At 60.4% G+C, this 16,097-nt stretch carries 11 protein-coding genes and 2 pseudogenes; 6 read left to right on the top strand and 7 right to left on the bottom strand.

Annotated elements, in window-relative coordinates:
• The 3 genes and pseudogenes from ATY29_RS15220 to ATY29_RS15210 form a co-directional block, all read right to left on the bottom strand.
• Nucleotides 1-141 (bottom strand): annotated as a pseudogene (locus ATY29_RS15220) (electron transfer flavoprotein subunit beta/FixA family protein); the annotation flags it as partial.
• A gap of 34 nt (nt 142-175) precedes the next feature.
• On the bottom strand, nt 176-781 hold the full coding sequence (locus ATY29_RS15215) for a dimethylsulfoniopropionate lyase (protein ID WP_003568822.1): 606 nt from the start codon (nt 779-781) through the stop codon (nt 176-178).
• A 44-nt stretch (nt 782-825) separates the two neighbouring features.
• Nucleotides 826-2,862, bottom strand: a complete 2,037-nt coding sequence (locus ATY29_RS15210; RefSeq protein WP_003568820.1) for an NADH:flavin oxidoreductase — start codon at nt 2,860-2,862, stop codon at nt 826-828.
• Nucleotides 2,863-3,008: 146 nt separating this feature from the next.
• On the opposite strand from ATY29_RS15210, the gene ATY29_RS15205 reads away from it, so the two are divergent.
• The 6 genes from ATY29_RS15205 (at nt 3,009) to ATY29_RS15180 (ending at nt 9,785) form a co-directional block, all read left to right on the top strand.
• A complete protein-coding gene (locus ATY29_RS15205) occupies nt 3,009-3,638 on the top strand; it encodes a TetR/AcrR family transcriptional regulator (RefSeq protein ID WP_003568819.1) in 630 nt (209 codons plus the stop codon).
• A gap of 11 nt (nt 3,639-3,649) precedes the next feature.
• The gene (locus ATY29_RS15200; RefSeq protein ID WP_003568818.1) at nt 3,650-4,444 is read left to right on the top strand and encodes a pyrroline-5-carboxylate reductase family protein; all 795 of its coding nucleotides are present in this window, start codon (nt 3,650-3,652) and stop codon (nt 4,442-4,444) included.
• A 67-nt stretch (nt 4,445-4,511) separates the two neighbouring features.
• Nucleotides 4,512-5,513: an ABC transporter substrate-binding protein gene (locus ATY29_RS15195; protein WP_025418660.1), complete on the top strand. Its 1,002-nt coding sequence runs from the start codon at nt 4,512-4,514 to the stop codon at nt 5,511-5,513.
• A gap of 197 nt (nt 5,514-5,710) precedes the next feature.
• Nucleotides 5,711-6,598 carry an ABC transporter permease gene (locus ATY29_RS15190; RefSeq protein ID WP_025418659.1) on the top strand — a complete coding sequence of 296 codons (888 nt, stop codon included), beginning with the start codon at nt 5,711-5,713 and terminating at the stop codon, nt 6,596-6,598.
• Nucleotides 6,591-7,670, top strand: coding sequence for a quaternary amine ABC transporter ATP-binding protein (locus ATY29_RS15185; RefSeq protein WP_003568815.1), 1,080 nt, complete (start codon nt 6,591-6,593; stop codon nt 7,668-7,670). The genes ATY29_RS15190 and ATY29_RS15185 overlap by 8 nt, the downstream gene beginning before the upstream one ends.
• Nucleotides 7,671-8,789: 1,119 nt before the next feature.
• Nucleotides 8,790-9,785, top strand: a complete 996-nt coding sequence (locus ATY29_RS15180; protein ID WP_097536802.1) for an AraC family transcriptional regulator — start codon at nt 8,790-8,792, stop codon at nt 9,783-9,785.
• Nucleotides 9,786-9,860: 75 nt separating this feature from the next.
• Here the strand turns inward: ATY29_RS15180 and ATY29_RS37690 are convergent.
• The 4 genes and pseudogenes from ATY29_RS37690 to ATY29_RS15160 form a co-directional block, all read right to left on the bottom strand.
• Nucleotides 9,861-10,130 (bottom strand): annotated as a pseudogene (locus ATY29_RS37690) (hypothetical protein); the annotation flags it as partial.
• Nucleotides 10,127-12,424, bottom strand: a complete 2,298-nt coding sequence (locus ATY29_RS15170; protein WP_097536801.1) for an FdhF/YdeP family oxidoreductase — start codon at nt 12,422-12,424, stop codon at nt 10,127-10,129. The gene ATY29_RS15170 and the pseudogene ATY29_RS37690, both read right to left, overlap by 4 nt.
• A gap of 87 nt (nt 12,425-12,511) precedes the next feature.
• Nucleotides 12,512-14,437, bottom strand: a complete 1,926-nt coding sequence (locus ATY29_RS15165; RefSeq protein ID WP_425299327.1) for a diguanylate cyclase — start codon at nt 14,435-14,437, stop codon at nt 12,512-12,514.
• Between the two features lie 202 nt (nt 14,438-14,639).
• Entirely contained in the window at nt 14,640-16,079 is a 1,440-nt protein-coding gene (locus ATY29_RS15160; protein ID WP_003568804.1) for a coniferyl aldehyde dehydrogenase, read from the bottom strand.
• Nucleotides 16,080-16,097: the final 18 nt, after the last annotated feature.

The raw sequence follows: 16,097 nt of genomic DNA, 5'->3' as shown, positions 1-16,097 counted from the left end.
CAGCGCCTCTTCCACCGAGATCTCGTCGAACGGGTTCATCGACATCTTCACATTGGCAAGCTCGACACCCGAACCATCCGGCTTCACCCGGATCTTCACGTTGTAGTCGACAACCCGTTTGACTGGCACGAGAACCTTCATTTGCAAAACCCCTTTATTTCTAGACTGCCGGCCATCAGTGCGGCCGTTCGGAAAGCAGCGCCCAGAAGGCGAAGAGCGGTGTATCCACCGACCTCATGGCATGTTTGATCCCGGGGATATTGTAGAACGATCCGCCGATACCGGGCGAAAACCAGTCCCCCTCCCCCTGTTGAAACTCTCCCTCGGAAAGCACCAGATAAACTTCCTCCGGTGGGTGGTCGTGATCGGGATAGCGCACGTGCGGCGCCAGCAATGTCACACCCAACCAAAGGTCGCTCCGCTCCTCCAATCCTCCCGGGCCGATGAGCATAGCATTGGCGTGGCCATCGACGAAATTGTCGCCGGCGGTGTGGTCATACTTGGTGCGTCGGCGCCATTCAAGCATCGGCTCGATGCCTTTGAACGCCTCAATCAACCGCGCCAGCGAAGGATCGTACGAGGGATCAACCGCAAGCGCCACATCAAGCTCAGCGCAGACGGGCAACCGGCGTCCCTCGCCCACACGCGCGACCCCCGGCTGCTCCAGCGCCGCAAAAAATTGGCGGATCGAGCGCCGGGCCTCCGGGGCCTTCGCGTACCGATCGAAAGCAACAGACGCGGCATCCACGAAAGACTGGAGGCTTTCCTCACGTAAACTCATATCACCCCCCGAAATGACCGGCCGACGAGCGGCCGCTCCTGCAATCATATATCCTTGGCGATGCGCAAGCCGTCATAAATGGCGGCATGCGTATTGCGCGCAGCGACAGCATCGCCGATCCTAAACAGCTGGAACCTGCCCTCGGGATTGCGCATGACGGACTGCGGCTCTCCCGAAAGAAGCTGGTCGTACGACATCTCGCCGAGATTGCTAGAGCTGGGCTTCAGCTCGAAATAGAGTTCGTCGAGCGGGATGGTCCCGTGATTGACGACGATCTGGTCGAAGCTGCTCTGCTTGGCAATCCCGCCGTAATCGCTGCCGACATGGGCGACGAGCTGGTTACCGCTCTTCTCGACGGCCTCCAGACGATAGGTGACCGTGAAGGTCACGTCATGCTTCTGGAGAGAGCGCATATAAGGCACCAGGTTCATGGCCATGACCTCGGGCGCAAAGGACCGGTCCGGCGTCATGATCTCGACCTTAGCGCCCGCCTTGGCAAGAAACTCCGCCGCCTGTAGACCGGCATGGTCGCCGGCATCGTCAAAAACAAGCACGTTGGTGCCAGGCTTCACGTCACCGGAGATGATATCCCACGAAGAGACCACCAGTTCGTTGCCGCGCGAAAGAACCTCGGTATGCGGCAAGCCGCCGGTCGCGACGATGACGACGTCGGGGCGCTCGGCTTCGATCATGCCGGCTTCCGCCCATGTATTGAAGTGGAAGGTGACGTCGTATTTCTCGCACTGGCTCATGCGCCAGTCGATAATGCTGATCATTTCCCTACGGCGCTCGCTTTGGGCAGTGAGCCGGACCTGTCCGCCGGCATTGTTCGCCGCTTCGAAGACCACGACCTGATGGCCGCGTTCTCCAGCGACGCGCGCCGCTTCCAGACCGGCCGGGCCGGCGCCGACGATGACGACCTTTTTCTTGGCGTTGGCCTTCGCGACGATATGCGGCATGGTCAATTCGCGGCCGGTCGCAGCATTATGGATGCAGTAGGCGGCTCCGCCCTGGTAGATGCGATCGAGGCAGTAATTGGCGCCGACGCAGGGGCGAATATCCTCTTCCCGCTTCTCGATGATCTTGCGGACGATGTGCGGGTCGGTCATGTGGGCGCGGGTCATGCCGATCATGTCGACCTTGCCGGCGGCAATTGCGTGGCGGGCGGTGGCGACATCAGGAATCTTCGCCGCATGGAAGGTCGGAAAGTCGGTCGCGGCGCGGATTTCGCCGGCGAAGTCGAGATGCGGCGAATTCGCCATGCCCTGGATCGGGATCACGTCGGTGAGACCCGCGTCGGTATCGATGTGGCCGCGGATCACGTTCAGGTAATCGATGAGGCCACTTTCCTTCAGGCGCCTGGAGATTTCGATCCCTTCGGCCTTGCCGGTGCCGCCGGGAAGACATTCGTCGGCGGTATAGCGCAGGCCGAGAATGAAATCGTCGCCCACTCTTTTGCGGATCGCCTTGAACACATCGAAACAGAAGCGCAGACGATTATCCAGCGAGCCGCCATAGGGACCGTCGAGTTCGTTGGTGAGCGGAGACACGAACTGGTCGATCAGGTGACCGTAGGCCTCCAGTTCGACACCGTCCATGCCGCCCGCCTTCATGCGCTCGGCCGCATCGGCGAAATCCTTGATGATGCGCTCGATATCCCAATCTTCCATCTTCTTCGGGAAGGCGCGGTGAGAAGCCTCGCGATGATGCGAGGGGGCAAGGACCGGCAGCCAGTCGCCCTTGTCCCAGCGGGTGCGCCGGCCAAGATGGGTGAGCTGGATCATGATTGCCGCACCCTCTTCATGCACGGCATCGGTCATCTCCCTGATCCAGGGAACGATCTCGTCCTTATAGGCAAGCAGGTTGTTGAAGACAGGCGGGCTATCCTTGGAGACGGCCGCCGAGCCCGCTGTCATCGTCAAAGCCACCCCGCCCTTTGCGCGCTCTACCGTATAGGCGCGATATTTTCCCTTCGGCATGCCGTCTTCCGGATAGGCCGGCTCGTGAGAGGTTACGATGATACGGTTGCGCAACTTCAAATGCTTGAGCTGATAGGGCTGCAGAAGGGGATCGTTCGACATGGGCCGTGGTTCCGGATTAAAACATCGAGGGAGACGCTAGGCGCTATGTACATAGGTGTCAACGTGGAAAACAGTTAAGTCATCGTTTTCGACACCAATGTACATTTTCCTTGTGCGCGGCCTCATAATTTGATAGGAGATAACGCATGGATCAGTCTTTGAACGACACCGGCTGGCGCGGATCGCAAGAGGGATGGCTGGAGGCAGCTTATCACTCTCTGTTGGACTCCGGCGTAGATTCGGTGAAAATTCTGCCGCTGGCCAAGAAGCTCAATCTCTCGCGCACGAGCTTCTACTGGTTCTTCAAGGATCGGGAGGAACTGCTGAGCGCGCTCGTGGCGCTATGGCGCGACAAAAACACCGGCAATATTGTCAAGCGGTCGGAAGCCTATGCGGAATCGCTGGCCGAAGCGATGCTCAATGTCTTCGATTGCTGGCTCGACAATGATCTGTTCGACGCGAAATTCGAATTTGCCGTGCGCAGCTGGGCGCTGCAATCCGACGAGCTTCTCGCAGAGGTCCAGCAGGCCGATCAGATCCGGCTGGAGGCGCTCAAGCGCATGTTTATGCGGTTCGGCTTACCAGAAACGACATCGGATGTCAGAGCGCGAACAACTTACCTCGTTCAGATCGGTTACATTTCCATGCAGTCAAGGGAGGATATTGCCGTCCGCATGAAACGGATTCCGGAGTATATTGCGATCTACACGGGCGAAGTGCCGCAGCAGAGGGAGCTTGATCGCTTCTTCTCCCGGCATGGCCATCGGCCCGGCTAGAGGAGGCCCGGATGAGCGTTTCCTTGAGGATCGGCATCATTGGCGGCGGCGGCTGGCTTGGCGGCGCAATCGCTGGCTCGATCCTCGATGCCGGCTTGGTCGATGCTCGAAATCTCTCGCTCTCCTATCGCAGCGAGCGCCCAACCCATTTTCCGAATTCTTTCTGGACGACCGACAATCAGGCGCTTGCCGACCGCTCGGACTTGATCCTTCTCTCCGTCCGCCCCACCGACTGGCATCCCCTTGCGGTTGATGCCAAAGGCAAGCTCGTCATATCGATCATGGCGGGTATTCGCCTCACCGCTCTTTCCTCACGCCACAAGACTGCTCGCATCGTCCGCGCCCTGCCGAATGCTGCTGCTGAAGTGTCGAAATCCTATACGCCCTGGATCGGCACGAACGAGATCACCGAAGAAGACCGCGCCATCGTCCGCGCCATTTTCAGCACATGCGGATCCGAGGACGAAGTCGCAAGGGAAAGCGACATCGATTACCTGACGGGCCTTTCCGGATCCGGACCGGCATTCCCGGCACTGCTGGCGGCCGCCATGATGCGCGACGCTGTTGCCCATGGCCTGCCGGCAGAGATTGCGCGCCGCGCCGTCAGCACCGTGATATCAGGCGCCGGTCGCCTGCTGGAGCGCCACGACGAATCTCCCGACCATATCGTTCGGGCCTTTCTCGACTATCGCGGCACCACCGCAGCAGCCATCGAAGGCATGCGCGCAGCGGGGTTCGACGCTTCGGTCGCCAAGGGATTGTCTGCAGCATTTGAGAGATCGGTGAGTATGGGAAAGGCTTCCTGACAACCGTTGGGGCGGGCACTGCGGCACCCCGCTCGACAAGACAAGCCGCTAAACAGAGGGAACGAGAATGAAGAAATTACTTGCATCGACGTGTTTGACGTTCGGCCTGATCGGCGGCGCGTCATACGCCAGCGCCGCCGAATGCGGCAGCGTCACCATCGCCAGCATGAACTGGCAGAGCGCCGAAGTTCTCTCCAACCTGGACAAGTTCATCCTGAACGAAGGTTACGGCTGCAGCGCCGATATCACCGTTGGCGACACCGTTCCGACGATCACCTCCATGGCCGAAAAGGGCCAGCCCGATATCGCGCCGGAAGCCTGGATCGACCTGCTGCCGGATGTTGTCAAGAAGGGAACGGATGAAGGCCGCATCGTCCAGGTCGGCTCGCCGCTGCCCGATGGCGGCGTGCAGGGCTGGTGGATTCCCAAATATCTCGCCGAGGCTCATCCCGATATCAAGACCATCGGCGACGTGCTGAAGCATCCGGAACTCTTCCCCGATCCCGAAGACGCGAAGAAGGGTGCCATCTACAACGGCCCTCAGGGCTGGGGCGGCACTGTCGTCACCACACAGCTCTACAAGGCCTTCGGCGCCGACAAGGCCGGCTTTACCCTCGTCGATACCGGTTCGGCTGCCGGTCTCGATGGTTCGATCGCCAAGGCCTACGAGCGCAAGGCGGGCTGGGCCGGTTACTACTGGGCGCCGACCGCGCTGCTCGGCAAATACGAGATGGTCAAGCTCGAAGCCGGCGTGCCGAACGATGCCGCCGAATGGAAGCGCTGCAACACCGTCGCCGATTGCCCGGACCCCAAGCCCAATGCTTGGCCGGTCGATCACGTCGTGACCCTGGTTGCAAAGCCTTTCTCGGAAAAGGCCGGCCCCGAGGTCATGGACTATCTCTCGAAGCGCTCCTGGAGCAATGAAACGGTCAACAAGCTGATGGCCTGGATGACCGACAACCAGGCGACCGGCGAAGACGGCGCCAAGCACTTCCTTGAGGAAAACAAGGACATCTGGACCAAGTGGGTCTCGCCGGAGGCAGCCAAGAAGATCGAAGCTGCCCTCTAGAACATGATGATTTCAGGCCGGGCTCGGTCTGAAATCCGATTTCTGTTCTCCACTGAAGCGTTAGAGCATGAGAAAGCCGCCCAGTTTCGGCATCATGCTTTAAATCCGACTATCGCGGTGCGCAAAAGGCGCACCGCTTCTCGCCGCCGACAAAACCAAAAAGACTGCCACGGCTCTTAAAGAAAAAGGGGACCCGAATGGAATGGTTTTATAAATTCCCGCATATGGATGACGACGCACTTCGCAATCTGAAGAAGGCGATCGATGATGGTTTTCGCAGCTTTACGCGCGCTTATGGCGACGGCATCGAGACCTTGTTCTCCCCGCTGCAGCATTTTCTCATCGCTGCCGACCGCTTCATGACACAGACGCCGTGGCCGATCATCACGGCCATCATCCTGGTCATCGCCTGGTTTGCCAGCCGCAGCCTCAAGGTTGTCCTCGGCTGTCTCGTCACCCTGCTGCTGATCGGCTATTTCGACATGTGGGACGATACGATGCGGACGGTCTCGATGATCTTCGTCTGTACCGTGCTCTCCATCGCTATCGGCATTCCGACGGGGATCCTGATGGCGCGCTCCGACCGGCTGCAGCGTGTCGTCAATCCGATCCTCGACGTCATGCAGACCATGCCGAGCTTCGTCTATCTCATTCCTGTCGTCATGCTGCTTGGCATCGGCAAGGTGCCGGGACTGATCGCCGTCGTCATCTACGCCATTCCGCCGATGATTCGCCTGACCGATCTCGGCATCAGGCTGGTCGACAAGGACGTTTTGGAAGCGGCCGACGCTTTCGGAACGTCGAGTGCGCAAAAGCTCTTCAAGGTGCAGTTGCCGCTGGCGCTTCCCACTATCATGGCCGGCATCAACCAGACCATCATGATGGCGCTCGCAATGGTAGTCGTTGCCTCGATGATCGGCGTCCAGGGACTTGGCCAGCCGGTGCTGAAAGCCATTGCCAACCAGTACTTCACCTTAGGCATTTTCAACGGCCTCGCCATCGTCGGCATCGCCATCATCTTCGACCGGGTCAGCCAGGCATATGGCAAGAGGCTCCAGAAGCATCGGGAGATCGTCCATGGCTGATCAACGTTTCGGCGGCATCAAGATCCGCCACCTCTACAAGATCTTCGGCCCCAATCCCGCTGCGCATGTCGACGCAGTCAAGAAAGGATTGTCGAAGACCGAGCTCAACGAAAAGCACGGTCACGTGCTGGGCCTGAAGGATATCAATGTCGAGATCCCCTCCGGCCGTATCCAGGTCATCATGGGTCTTTCGGGTTCGGGCAAGTCGACGCTCATCCGCCACATCAACCGTCTGATCGACCCGACCGCCGGCGAAGTTCTGGTCGACGGCGTCGATGTCGTGAAGATGAACGACACGGAATTGCGAACGTTTCGCCGGCATCAGACGGCGATGGTGTTTCAGAAGTTCGCGCTTCTGCCGCACCGGAACGTTCTCGACAACACCATCTTCGGCCTTGAAGTACAGGGCATGGAGCGCCCGAAAGCCATCGACGTCGCGATGCGCTGGCTGGAGCGGGTCGGCCTGAAGGGCTTCGAACAGAAATATCCCAACCAGCTCTCCGGCGGCATGCAGCAGCGCGTCGGCCTGGCCAGGGCTCTTTCCAACGACGCCCCGGTCCTTCTGATGGACGAAGCCTATTCGGCGCTCGACCCGTTGATCCGCACCGACATGCAGACAGTGCTTCTCGATATCCAGAAGGAGATCAAGAAAACCATCGTCTTCATCACCCACGATCTCGACGAGGCGCTGCGTCTCGGCGACCAGATCGCCATCCTGCGCGACGGCGAAGTCATCCAGCAGGGCACCAGCCAGGACATCGTACTGCGCCCGGCCGACGACTACATCGCCAACTTCGTCAAGGAGGTCAATCGCGGCCGAGTCATCCATGTCGAAGCCGTGATGACGCCGCTGCACTCAGGTGCGGCGCCGGTTGGACTGGCGATTGTGGCGGGAACGACCGTCGAAGAAGCCGTCCGCATGCTGTCATCGGCGCCAGAGGGCGACGCCAGGGTGGTTTCGCCTTCCGGTGAAACCTTGGGGCTCGTCACCTTCCGTCAGCTCGCCAGTGCAATGGTGAACTCACACGAGATGGCTCCGGAGCGCGACAGCGCCCTGTCGGTCGCCCTCTGAAGCTCCAAATGCGGCCGTCTTTCCGTTTCGCTGGCGACACCGGTATCATGTCGCCATTTGGGGAAACGGGAAGCCGGCCGCAGTCGGACCGTGAAGTCGCTTGATATCAAATGGCTTCTTCAGACTTGCCCGATCACACTGGCTGGCTGAGGAATTGCGCGCGTCGCGTATCGATGTCATAGAAATCGGGGGCTCCCCCCAAGCGCCTAGCCTTCTGTGACGGTATGCGACCACCTTGGAACTGTGACGCCGGAGCGCTCCCGCTGCTTTCTCAAGCAGGCCCTTTCTGCGCGCCAGATGAGACATTCGAGGTCTCTGTCCGCTTTGTGCAAGCCGCGGCGCGAACATGCCTCCAGCCAGCGTTATCCTATACATTTTGCGCAAAACCAGTCCAGACTGCGTCGCGAAAAGCCGCTTGGTCGACTTTATCGGGGGCCGACAATTGCTCGATGGCCACGGTGCAATAAGATGGTTTTCGACCAAGGCCATGATGGTTTGCGGTCCTTAAGCCAAACCCGTTCATCCATCACCCCCAAAGGATGGAAGGGATCGTACATACGCACCCCATCCCGTGCGTATGCATGCCTGTCTGCCTGCCGAAGGCTATAAGCGGTCCACTATAGAGCCTTCGGCAGGCGACTGCGCAGATCGCGGATCGGGGGCGTTCTCCATAACTTCAGCCTGGCGGCGAGACCGCCGCGTTTGAGCCTTTAGTGGCCTCACGGATACACCCATTAATTTGCCCTTTCGCGTAATCGTTTCATCACCGATAGCCGGTGGCGTGAAGACTTGCCTATCGTTCCGAGTTCTGCCAGTTCCGGCCCTCGAGCTGCGAAACTGATCGGATGGGAGCTGTCGATAATGCATGCAACGAGTTGGTTTTTTTGACGCCCGCCACGTCCGAATTCGGCCTGTATCGGCTGGCACAAGACGCTGATCCCGCGCGGAGATCCTCCTGCTCGGCCGAGGCCTGCTGCGCTCCGGGCCCAGATCGGCTAGGATATGACCTAGCTTCGTCCATCCGCATCGATTTCTCAACACGGATCGCGGCTCACGCCCGGATGTGCGAGCAGTTGAGAAGAGCAGGGCAACGCAGCCACCCTGAACAAGGGGAACAGCATGTCCGAAAATAGCCATGCGCCATTTTCGTTTCGGTTTCGCGGTTCGTCCTTCGACAACATGGTCGAAACGCTCGGCGGCGCCTTCGGCGCGTTCGATGCCGAGCCTGTCGGCCGCGCCCAGGACTTCCAATGGGGTTTGGATTTTTCCGCCACTGACAGCGCTGTCCTGCTGACCGGCTATCACGAGGCGGAGTTTCAGTTCAATATCGAGCCAACCGCCGATACGGCAGAGTATCTGTCGATCGTCGTGCCGCGCAGCGGCGGCATGGGGGTGGCTTATGGATCCCGCGTCGCCGAGGCGGGGGAAGGAAAATTGCTTCTCTATAATAATTTCGAACCAGACAGCGTCATCATGCACGGCCAGTCGAATGTCATCGACGAATTGCTGATCAATTGGTCGGTGATCCTGCAGACGATAGGCCAGACGTTCGAAATGCCGTTCAGCGGCTCTCTCGATCTGCTGCCCGAACTGGATCTGTCGACGCCGGTTGGCCGGACGATCGGTAACTTGACGGAGACGATCGCCATCGGCATGCGCGACGACGGCCCCTTGCTGCAGTCGCCGATCGCCATGGCGCATATGACGCAGGCGCTGGCCGATCTCGTCGTGCGCATGGTGCCGAACCGGCTGTCGCATTTCCTCGACAAGGGGCCTGCCCTCATCGCTCCCCGGCATGTGCGCAAGGCGATCGAATTCATGCAGGCCAATATCGATCAGCCGATCACCATGCCGAAGGTCGCCGAAGCCGCCGGCGTCTCCAGCCGGGCGCTCGAAACCGGCTTCCGTGCCTTCAGGGGCACCTCTCCCGCCGTCTATCTGCTGACGCTTCGCTTGCGCGCGGCGCGCCAAGACCTACTCGACCCCCAGAGCACCGAAACCATGAAGGCGATCTGCCTCAAATGGGGCTTCTTTCATTTCGGCCGGTTTTCCGCAGTCTATAAATCGACCTACGGGGAATACCCTTCCGACACCAGGAAGCGCGTCTGCCGATGATAGCGCGTCATCAGTGTGCAGCGGTTCCGGGACAACGCAACAAGAAGCAAAAGCCGTCGCTTGCGCCGAAGAAGCCGGCGGCAATGTGTAGTGCACCGTCATCGTCCTTGGTTCTCGGCGGACGATCTCAAGCAGGTCTTGGCGCTCCGCCAGGACATTGAGCTCCCGCAGTACGAGGGAATGGGCGATCCCCAGCTTGCGCGCAAAGGCGCGGCTGTCGCGCGCAATCCCGAGTTCGGCGGCGACGAGGAGGCCTGCCTGTATGGATGTCAGCCTGATATCGCCCTCTTGCGCTGCAGCCACCAGCGCGAGAAACCGATCGACCTCGGACAGTCTTTCACTCACGCAGCGTTTCGCCGGCGGAAGGACACCATGATCGACTTCGAGGTCGGCGTATCGCTTTCCTTGCCGGCGCTGCCGAGCGGCACCAGCACGTTCAGCTCGGGATAATAGCCGGCGATGCTACCCCTCGGAATGTCATAGGGCACCAGGCGGAAATTCTCAGCGATGCGCTCGATGCCGTCATCATGCTCGCCGATCACGTCGACCCGGTCACCGGCCTCGGCATTCATCGCCGCCAGGTCGGCGGGATGAATGAAGATGACCTGCCGCTCTCCGTAGACGCCGCGATATCGGTCATCGAGACCGTAGACCGTCGTATTGTATTGATCATGCGAGCGGAATGTCTGCAGGGCAAAACGATGTCCTTCGCCCTTTCGCGCACGCTGATGCACCGTCTCCTCAGGAAGCGCCTCGGAGGAGAATGAGGCCTTGCCCGCTAGCGTATCCCACTCGCGATGGGCGGCCGCATTGCGCAGGTGGAAACCGCGCGGCGTGCGCAGGCGCTGATTGTAGTTTTCGAAGCCCGGAATGGTCGCCTCGATATGATCACGGATAAGGTCGTAATCGTCGGCGAGTTCCGCCCAGTCGACCACGGCGGAACCGACCGTCGCTTGCGCAATGCCGGCAATGATGGCGACTTCCGAGAGCAGGTATGGCGAGGCCGGACGATTGATGCCGGCGGAGCCATGCACCATGCTCATCGAATCCTCGACGCTGACGAGCTGGGAATTGCCGGCTTCGTTGAGGTCCATCTCGGTGCGTCCGAGGCAGGGCAGGATGAAGGCCGCCTCGCCTGGCATGAGATGCGAATGATTGGGTTTGGTTGCGATGTGGACCGTCAGCTTCAGCTGCCGAAGCGCCTTTTCGACGAGAGTGCTGTCGGGCGTGGCGCGCGCGAAATTGCCGCCAAGACCGATGAAGGCTTCGGCCGAACCGTCGAGCATCGCACCGATCGCGGCAAGGACATTGTGGCCATGCTCGCGGGGGACGGCGAAGCGGAAGTGTTTCTCCAGCGCATCGAGGAATTCGTCCGCCGGCTGTTCGTTGATGCCGACGGTGCGGTCGCCCTGCACGTTGGAATGTCCGCGCACCGGGCAAAGGCCGGCGCCCGGCTTGCCGATATTGCCGCGCAGGAACATAAAATTGGCGATCTCGCGGATCGTCGCGACCGAATGCAGGTGCTGGGTGACACCCATAGCCCAGGTGCAGATGACGCGTTCGGCGTCGATATAGACATCGGCGGCCCGTTCGATCTCTTCCCGGCTCAGTCCCGACTGGTCCTCGATCTCAGCCCAGCTCGTCGCCTTGACCGCTGCCTGATACGCTTGAAAATCCACGCAATGTTCGGTGAGAAATGCATGGTCGAGAACGGAGGGTAGACCGGCGGCGACCGCTCTGTCTTCCGCAGCCAGCACGGCCTTGGCCATGCCGCGCACCGCCGCCATGTCGCCGCCGAGTTGCGGCTGCAGATATTGGCTGGCGATCTCGGTCGAACCGCCGCGCAGCATCTCGATCTTGTCCTGCGGGTCGGAGAAGCGCTCCAGGCCGCGCTCGCGGATGGGGTTGAAGACGACAATACGCGCACCGCGGATCGCCGCCCGGCGCAGGTCGCCGAGCATTCTCGGATGGTTGGTGCCCGGGTTCTGCCCGATCACGAAGATGGCGTCCGCCTCTTCGAAATCCTCCAGAAGCACCGTGCCCTTGCCCACACCGATGGCCTGGCGCATGGCGATGCCGCTTGCTTCGTGGCACATGTTGGAGCAATCGGGAAAATTGTTGGTGCCGTAGACGCGCACGAACAGCTGGTAGAGGAAGGCGGCTTCATTGCTGGCCCGGCCCGAGGTGTAGAATTCCGCCCGGTTCGAAGTATCGAAGCCCTTCAGGATGTTGCCGATCTCGGCAAAGGCATCCTCCCACGAAACCGGCAGATAACGGTCGCTCGCCCTATCGTAGCGCATCGGATGCGTGAGGCGGCCGTTAAGTTCCAGTTGATAATCTGACAGCCGGCGCAGCTCAGATACCGTATTGTCAGCGAAAAGGGCCGGCGTTGCCCGCTTCTCCGTTGCCTCCCAGGCGACCGCCTTGACGCCGTTTTCGCAGAACTCGAACGAGGATCCGTGTTCGGGATCGCCCCAGGCGCAGCCCGGGCAGTCAAACCCATCCGGCTGGTTCGCCTTCAGCATGGTGCGCGCGCCCGAGATGGGCATGCCGCTTTGCAGCAATTGCTTGCCGCAGCTCTTCAAAGCGCCCCAACCGCCAGCTGCCGCCGATTTCTTGCCGATGAATTTTGTGTCCATGCGCCCCTGTATTGTCGAAGCGCGGAAAACATCAAGTCCACAGAAACCATGGTTCGATAGAAAAAATCTATCGAAGCGGGATCGGCTCTAACCGGCTTCCTTCATGGCATGCCGTTCCCCATTAGGCGAATGGGCCAGAATGCGGTTGCGGCCCTGCGTCTTGGCATCGTAGAGCGCGGCGTCGGCCTCGGTCAGGAGACGGTTGGGGTTGGTCCGCAGAACGGCTCCGGTCGCACAGGATATGCCGATGCTTGCCGTCACCCGGGCGAATTCGCTGCCGGAATGAGCGATATTCTCCTCAGCCAGGCGCCTGGCGAATTGCTCGGCGACGATCATTGCCCCTTTGGCGCTGGTATCGGGGAGAAACACCACGAATTCCTCGCCGCCGTAACGGGCGACGATGTCTGCGGGCCCGCTGACGGATTGGCGCAGACACGTGCTGACGACCCGCAGGCATTGGTCTCCGGCCGGATGACCATAGGTATCGTTATAGGCCTTGAAGCGGTCGATATCGACCATCAGCAGGCTGAATGGCGTGTTCTTCCTGGCGCTGCCCGCGGTCTCGCGGGCGAACGCTTCGTCGAAGGCGCGGCGGTTGACCATGCCGGTGAGACCATCGGTTTCGGCAAGGCTTTTCAGCTGCTCCGCCGATAGTCTGAGCGCGATTTCCGCCTGCTTCGTCGCGGTGATGTCGGAGACGACGGCCATCGCCGTGCCATCCTCGGCAAGCCTTGTCCGGATGCTGCGCCAGTCGCCGTTATGAAGCTGAACCTCTTCGTCCTTGTTGCTGTGCAGCGAGGCACTGGCGGTCTTGATCCACCCGTCCACATCCTGGGGGATACCGGGCCGCTCGCCGGTTTCGGCGACGCGGCGCAGGATGTCGCTGATATGGGCTCCGACCACGCGGGCCTCTCCAGAGAGCGGGAACGCATTGCGATACTGCTCATTGCAAAAGAGGATAAACCCCTTGCTGTCGTACATGGCGATGCCATCGGACATGCTGGCCATCGCGTGCGAGAGCAGGTTCTTGCTTTCGCGCAATTCCCGCTCCAGGGCGGTGCGCTCGGTAACATCGCGCGTTACGCCGGCAAGGCCGATCACCCGCCCCTGCTTGTCCCGCAGCGGCACTTTGGACGCGAGCAAAAACCTGCCTTCGATATACTCAGTGGAATCGATCAGCGGCACCCCGGTGTCTATGACCTGCTGCTCGAGATAATATAATTCCTCGGCGAGTGGCCGCGACATCAGATTGAAATCCGACAATCCGGTCATCTCCGCCGTCGTCCTGAAACGGAAAAGGCGGGTCATGTTTTCATTGACGGTGATGAACCGGCTGTTTCGGTCCTTTACATAGAGATAATCGGGCGACTGCGAAAATGCAGTGACCAATATGCTTCGCTCCAGCTCCCATTGCTGTGTTTTCAGCAGAACGAAACCGCCCAGAACGGTCGCGAGACAATTCAATGCGGTCAGGGGAAAGCCGACACCGGCCAGCACATGGGCATTCACTAAAGTGGGAAGCACAGCCATCGACAGGACCAATGCAGCGCCAAGGGCGAGGCTCAGCAGTGCAACGTCCTTAAGGGCCGGCGATCTCTTGCGGGTCCAGAAATGACCGGCCAAACCAATGCCCGTGGCGACGGCCATTGTGATGATACCGTCGACCATCGCCGTACCGCCAACGGCAAAACGAAATGCCATTGCCAGCGCCGCGGCGAAGGCCGCCGCGATCGGCCCTCCAAACATGCCTGCCAATGCAAGCGGCGAAAAACGCAAGTCGATATAGATGCCGGGGTGGAATTCAATCGCCAGCAATATGGATCCGATGGAGGCGCCGCCGGCTATTAGCCCGAAGGCGATTTTTTCCTGCCTGAAGGACCGGCGCTGAAACTCGATCGAAAAAAGCGCCCAGAGCGAAATTGCCAGGCACACGAAGGAAAGGTTGCCACCGAACTGCGTCCAATTGCCATTCACCGCGCTGGATCCACCTTCCAATACATGTAACGAACGCATTATAGGAGAAACTGGTTTGAGCTTGGTTAAACGGCTGCATTTTCCGATCTCGTGGGGCGGCATGGAGGATCGACCAGGCAAGGCTGGCACGCCGGCCATACTGCATGCTTAACAAACGCCCTCCCCTTGCGTGGACGCGGCCGATATTTGCAGCGTATTCCGCTGCCCAGGTAATGCCCGGCGTGGCCCGCCGGGCATGCCTTTACTTGCAAATCGCCCCGGCCAGAAAACCGCGCATCGCCTCGCCAAAGGGCGGCCGCATCATATATTCCGCTTCCACCATCTTGCTCTGGTGATAGACGGCGCGCGGATGCGAGAAGGCGAGGAAGCCGAACTTGCCGTGATAGGCGCCCATGCCCGAATGGCCGACGCCGCCGAAGGGCAGGCCTTCGGCCGTGACGTGGCTCATGCAGTCGTTGACAGTCACGCCGCCGGACGTCGTATTGTCGAGAACCCGGCGCTCCTCTTCTTGATCCTGGCTGAAGTAATAAAGGGCGAGCGGACGCGGCCGGGCGTTGATGCGATCGATGACGTCGGCGATATCGCGATAGGGAAGAACCGGCAGCACCGGCCCGAAGATTTCCTCCTGCAGCGCGCGCATCTCTTCGGTCGGATCGAGGATCAGGGTTGGCGGCATGCGGTGGGCCGGCTGCTGCGAGAAATTCTCCGCAGCCGGATTGATCTCGACGATACGGGCGCCTTTGGCTCTGGCGTCGTCGACCAGGCTCTGGACGCGGGCATGATGTCGGCCGTTGACGATCGACGTGTAATCAGGATTTTCCTTCAGCGTCGGATACATCGCCCCGACCGCCGCCGCTGCGTGCTCGGCAAAGGCTTCGACGCTTTCCTCGGGCACGTAGACATGGTCCGGCGCCAGACAGATCTGCCCGGCATTCAGCGTCTTGACGGTCATGACGCGGCGCGCCGCGTCTGCGAGATCGGCCGAGCGGCCGACGATGACGGGCGACTTGCCGCCGAGTTCCAGCGTCAGCGGCGTGAGGTTTTCCGCCGCGGCCCGCATGACATGATGGGCGACCGCAGTGCCGCCGGTGAAGATCAGATGGTCGAAGGCAAGTGATGTAAAGGCCGTGCCCGTCGCCGGCCCGCCCTGCACGACGGCAATTTCCGTTTCGTCGAAGGCGCCGGCGATGAGCGCCGCCATCAAGGCTGATGAAGCCGGCGTCACCTCCGAAGGTTTGATCATGGCGCGGTTGCCAGCGGCGAGAATGCCGGCAAGCGGCGCAAGGGCGAGCTGATAGGGGAAATTCCAGGGGCTCAGGATCCCCACGACCCCTTTCGGCTGGTAGACCACTTTGGCGACCGCATCCGGAAACAGTGCCTCGTGCTCTTCCGGTTTCAGCCATTCGGCCAGATGGGCCTTGGCATATTTGAGGGAACCGACGCAGGTGAAAACGTCGAGAAGCAGGCTTGCCTCGACGCTGCGGCTGCCGAAATCGTCCAACAGCGCTGCGGCAATCGCATCCTTATGATCGACGAGAAGGGCGATGACGCGGTCGATGCGATCGACGCGGGTTTCGATATCAGGCGGCCCTTCCTTGAGGAAGGATGCCCTTTGCCGCTCAAGCAGCGCCTTCATGGCATCGGGGCTGGTATCGGTGGCGATCGGGGTAATGGTGTTCATTCTTTCCTCCCTTGAACG

Source organism: Rhizobium hidalgonense (genome assembly GCF_002914525.1).
GTDB lineage: Bacteria > Pseudomonadota > Alphaproteobacteria > Rhizobiales > Rhizobiaceae > Rhizobium > Rhizobium hidalgonense.
The sequence above is the reverse complement of the archived record's forward strand: the minus strand, read 5'-3'. Positions and strand labels throughout refer to the sequence as shown.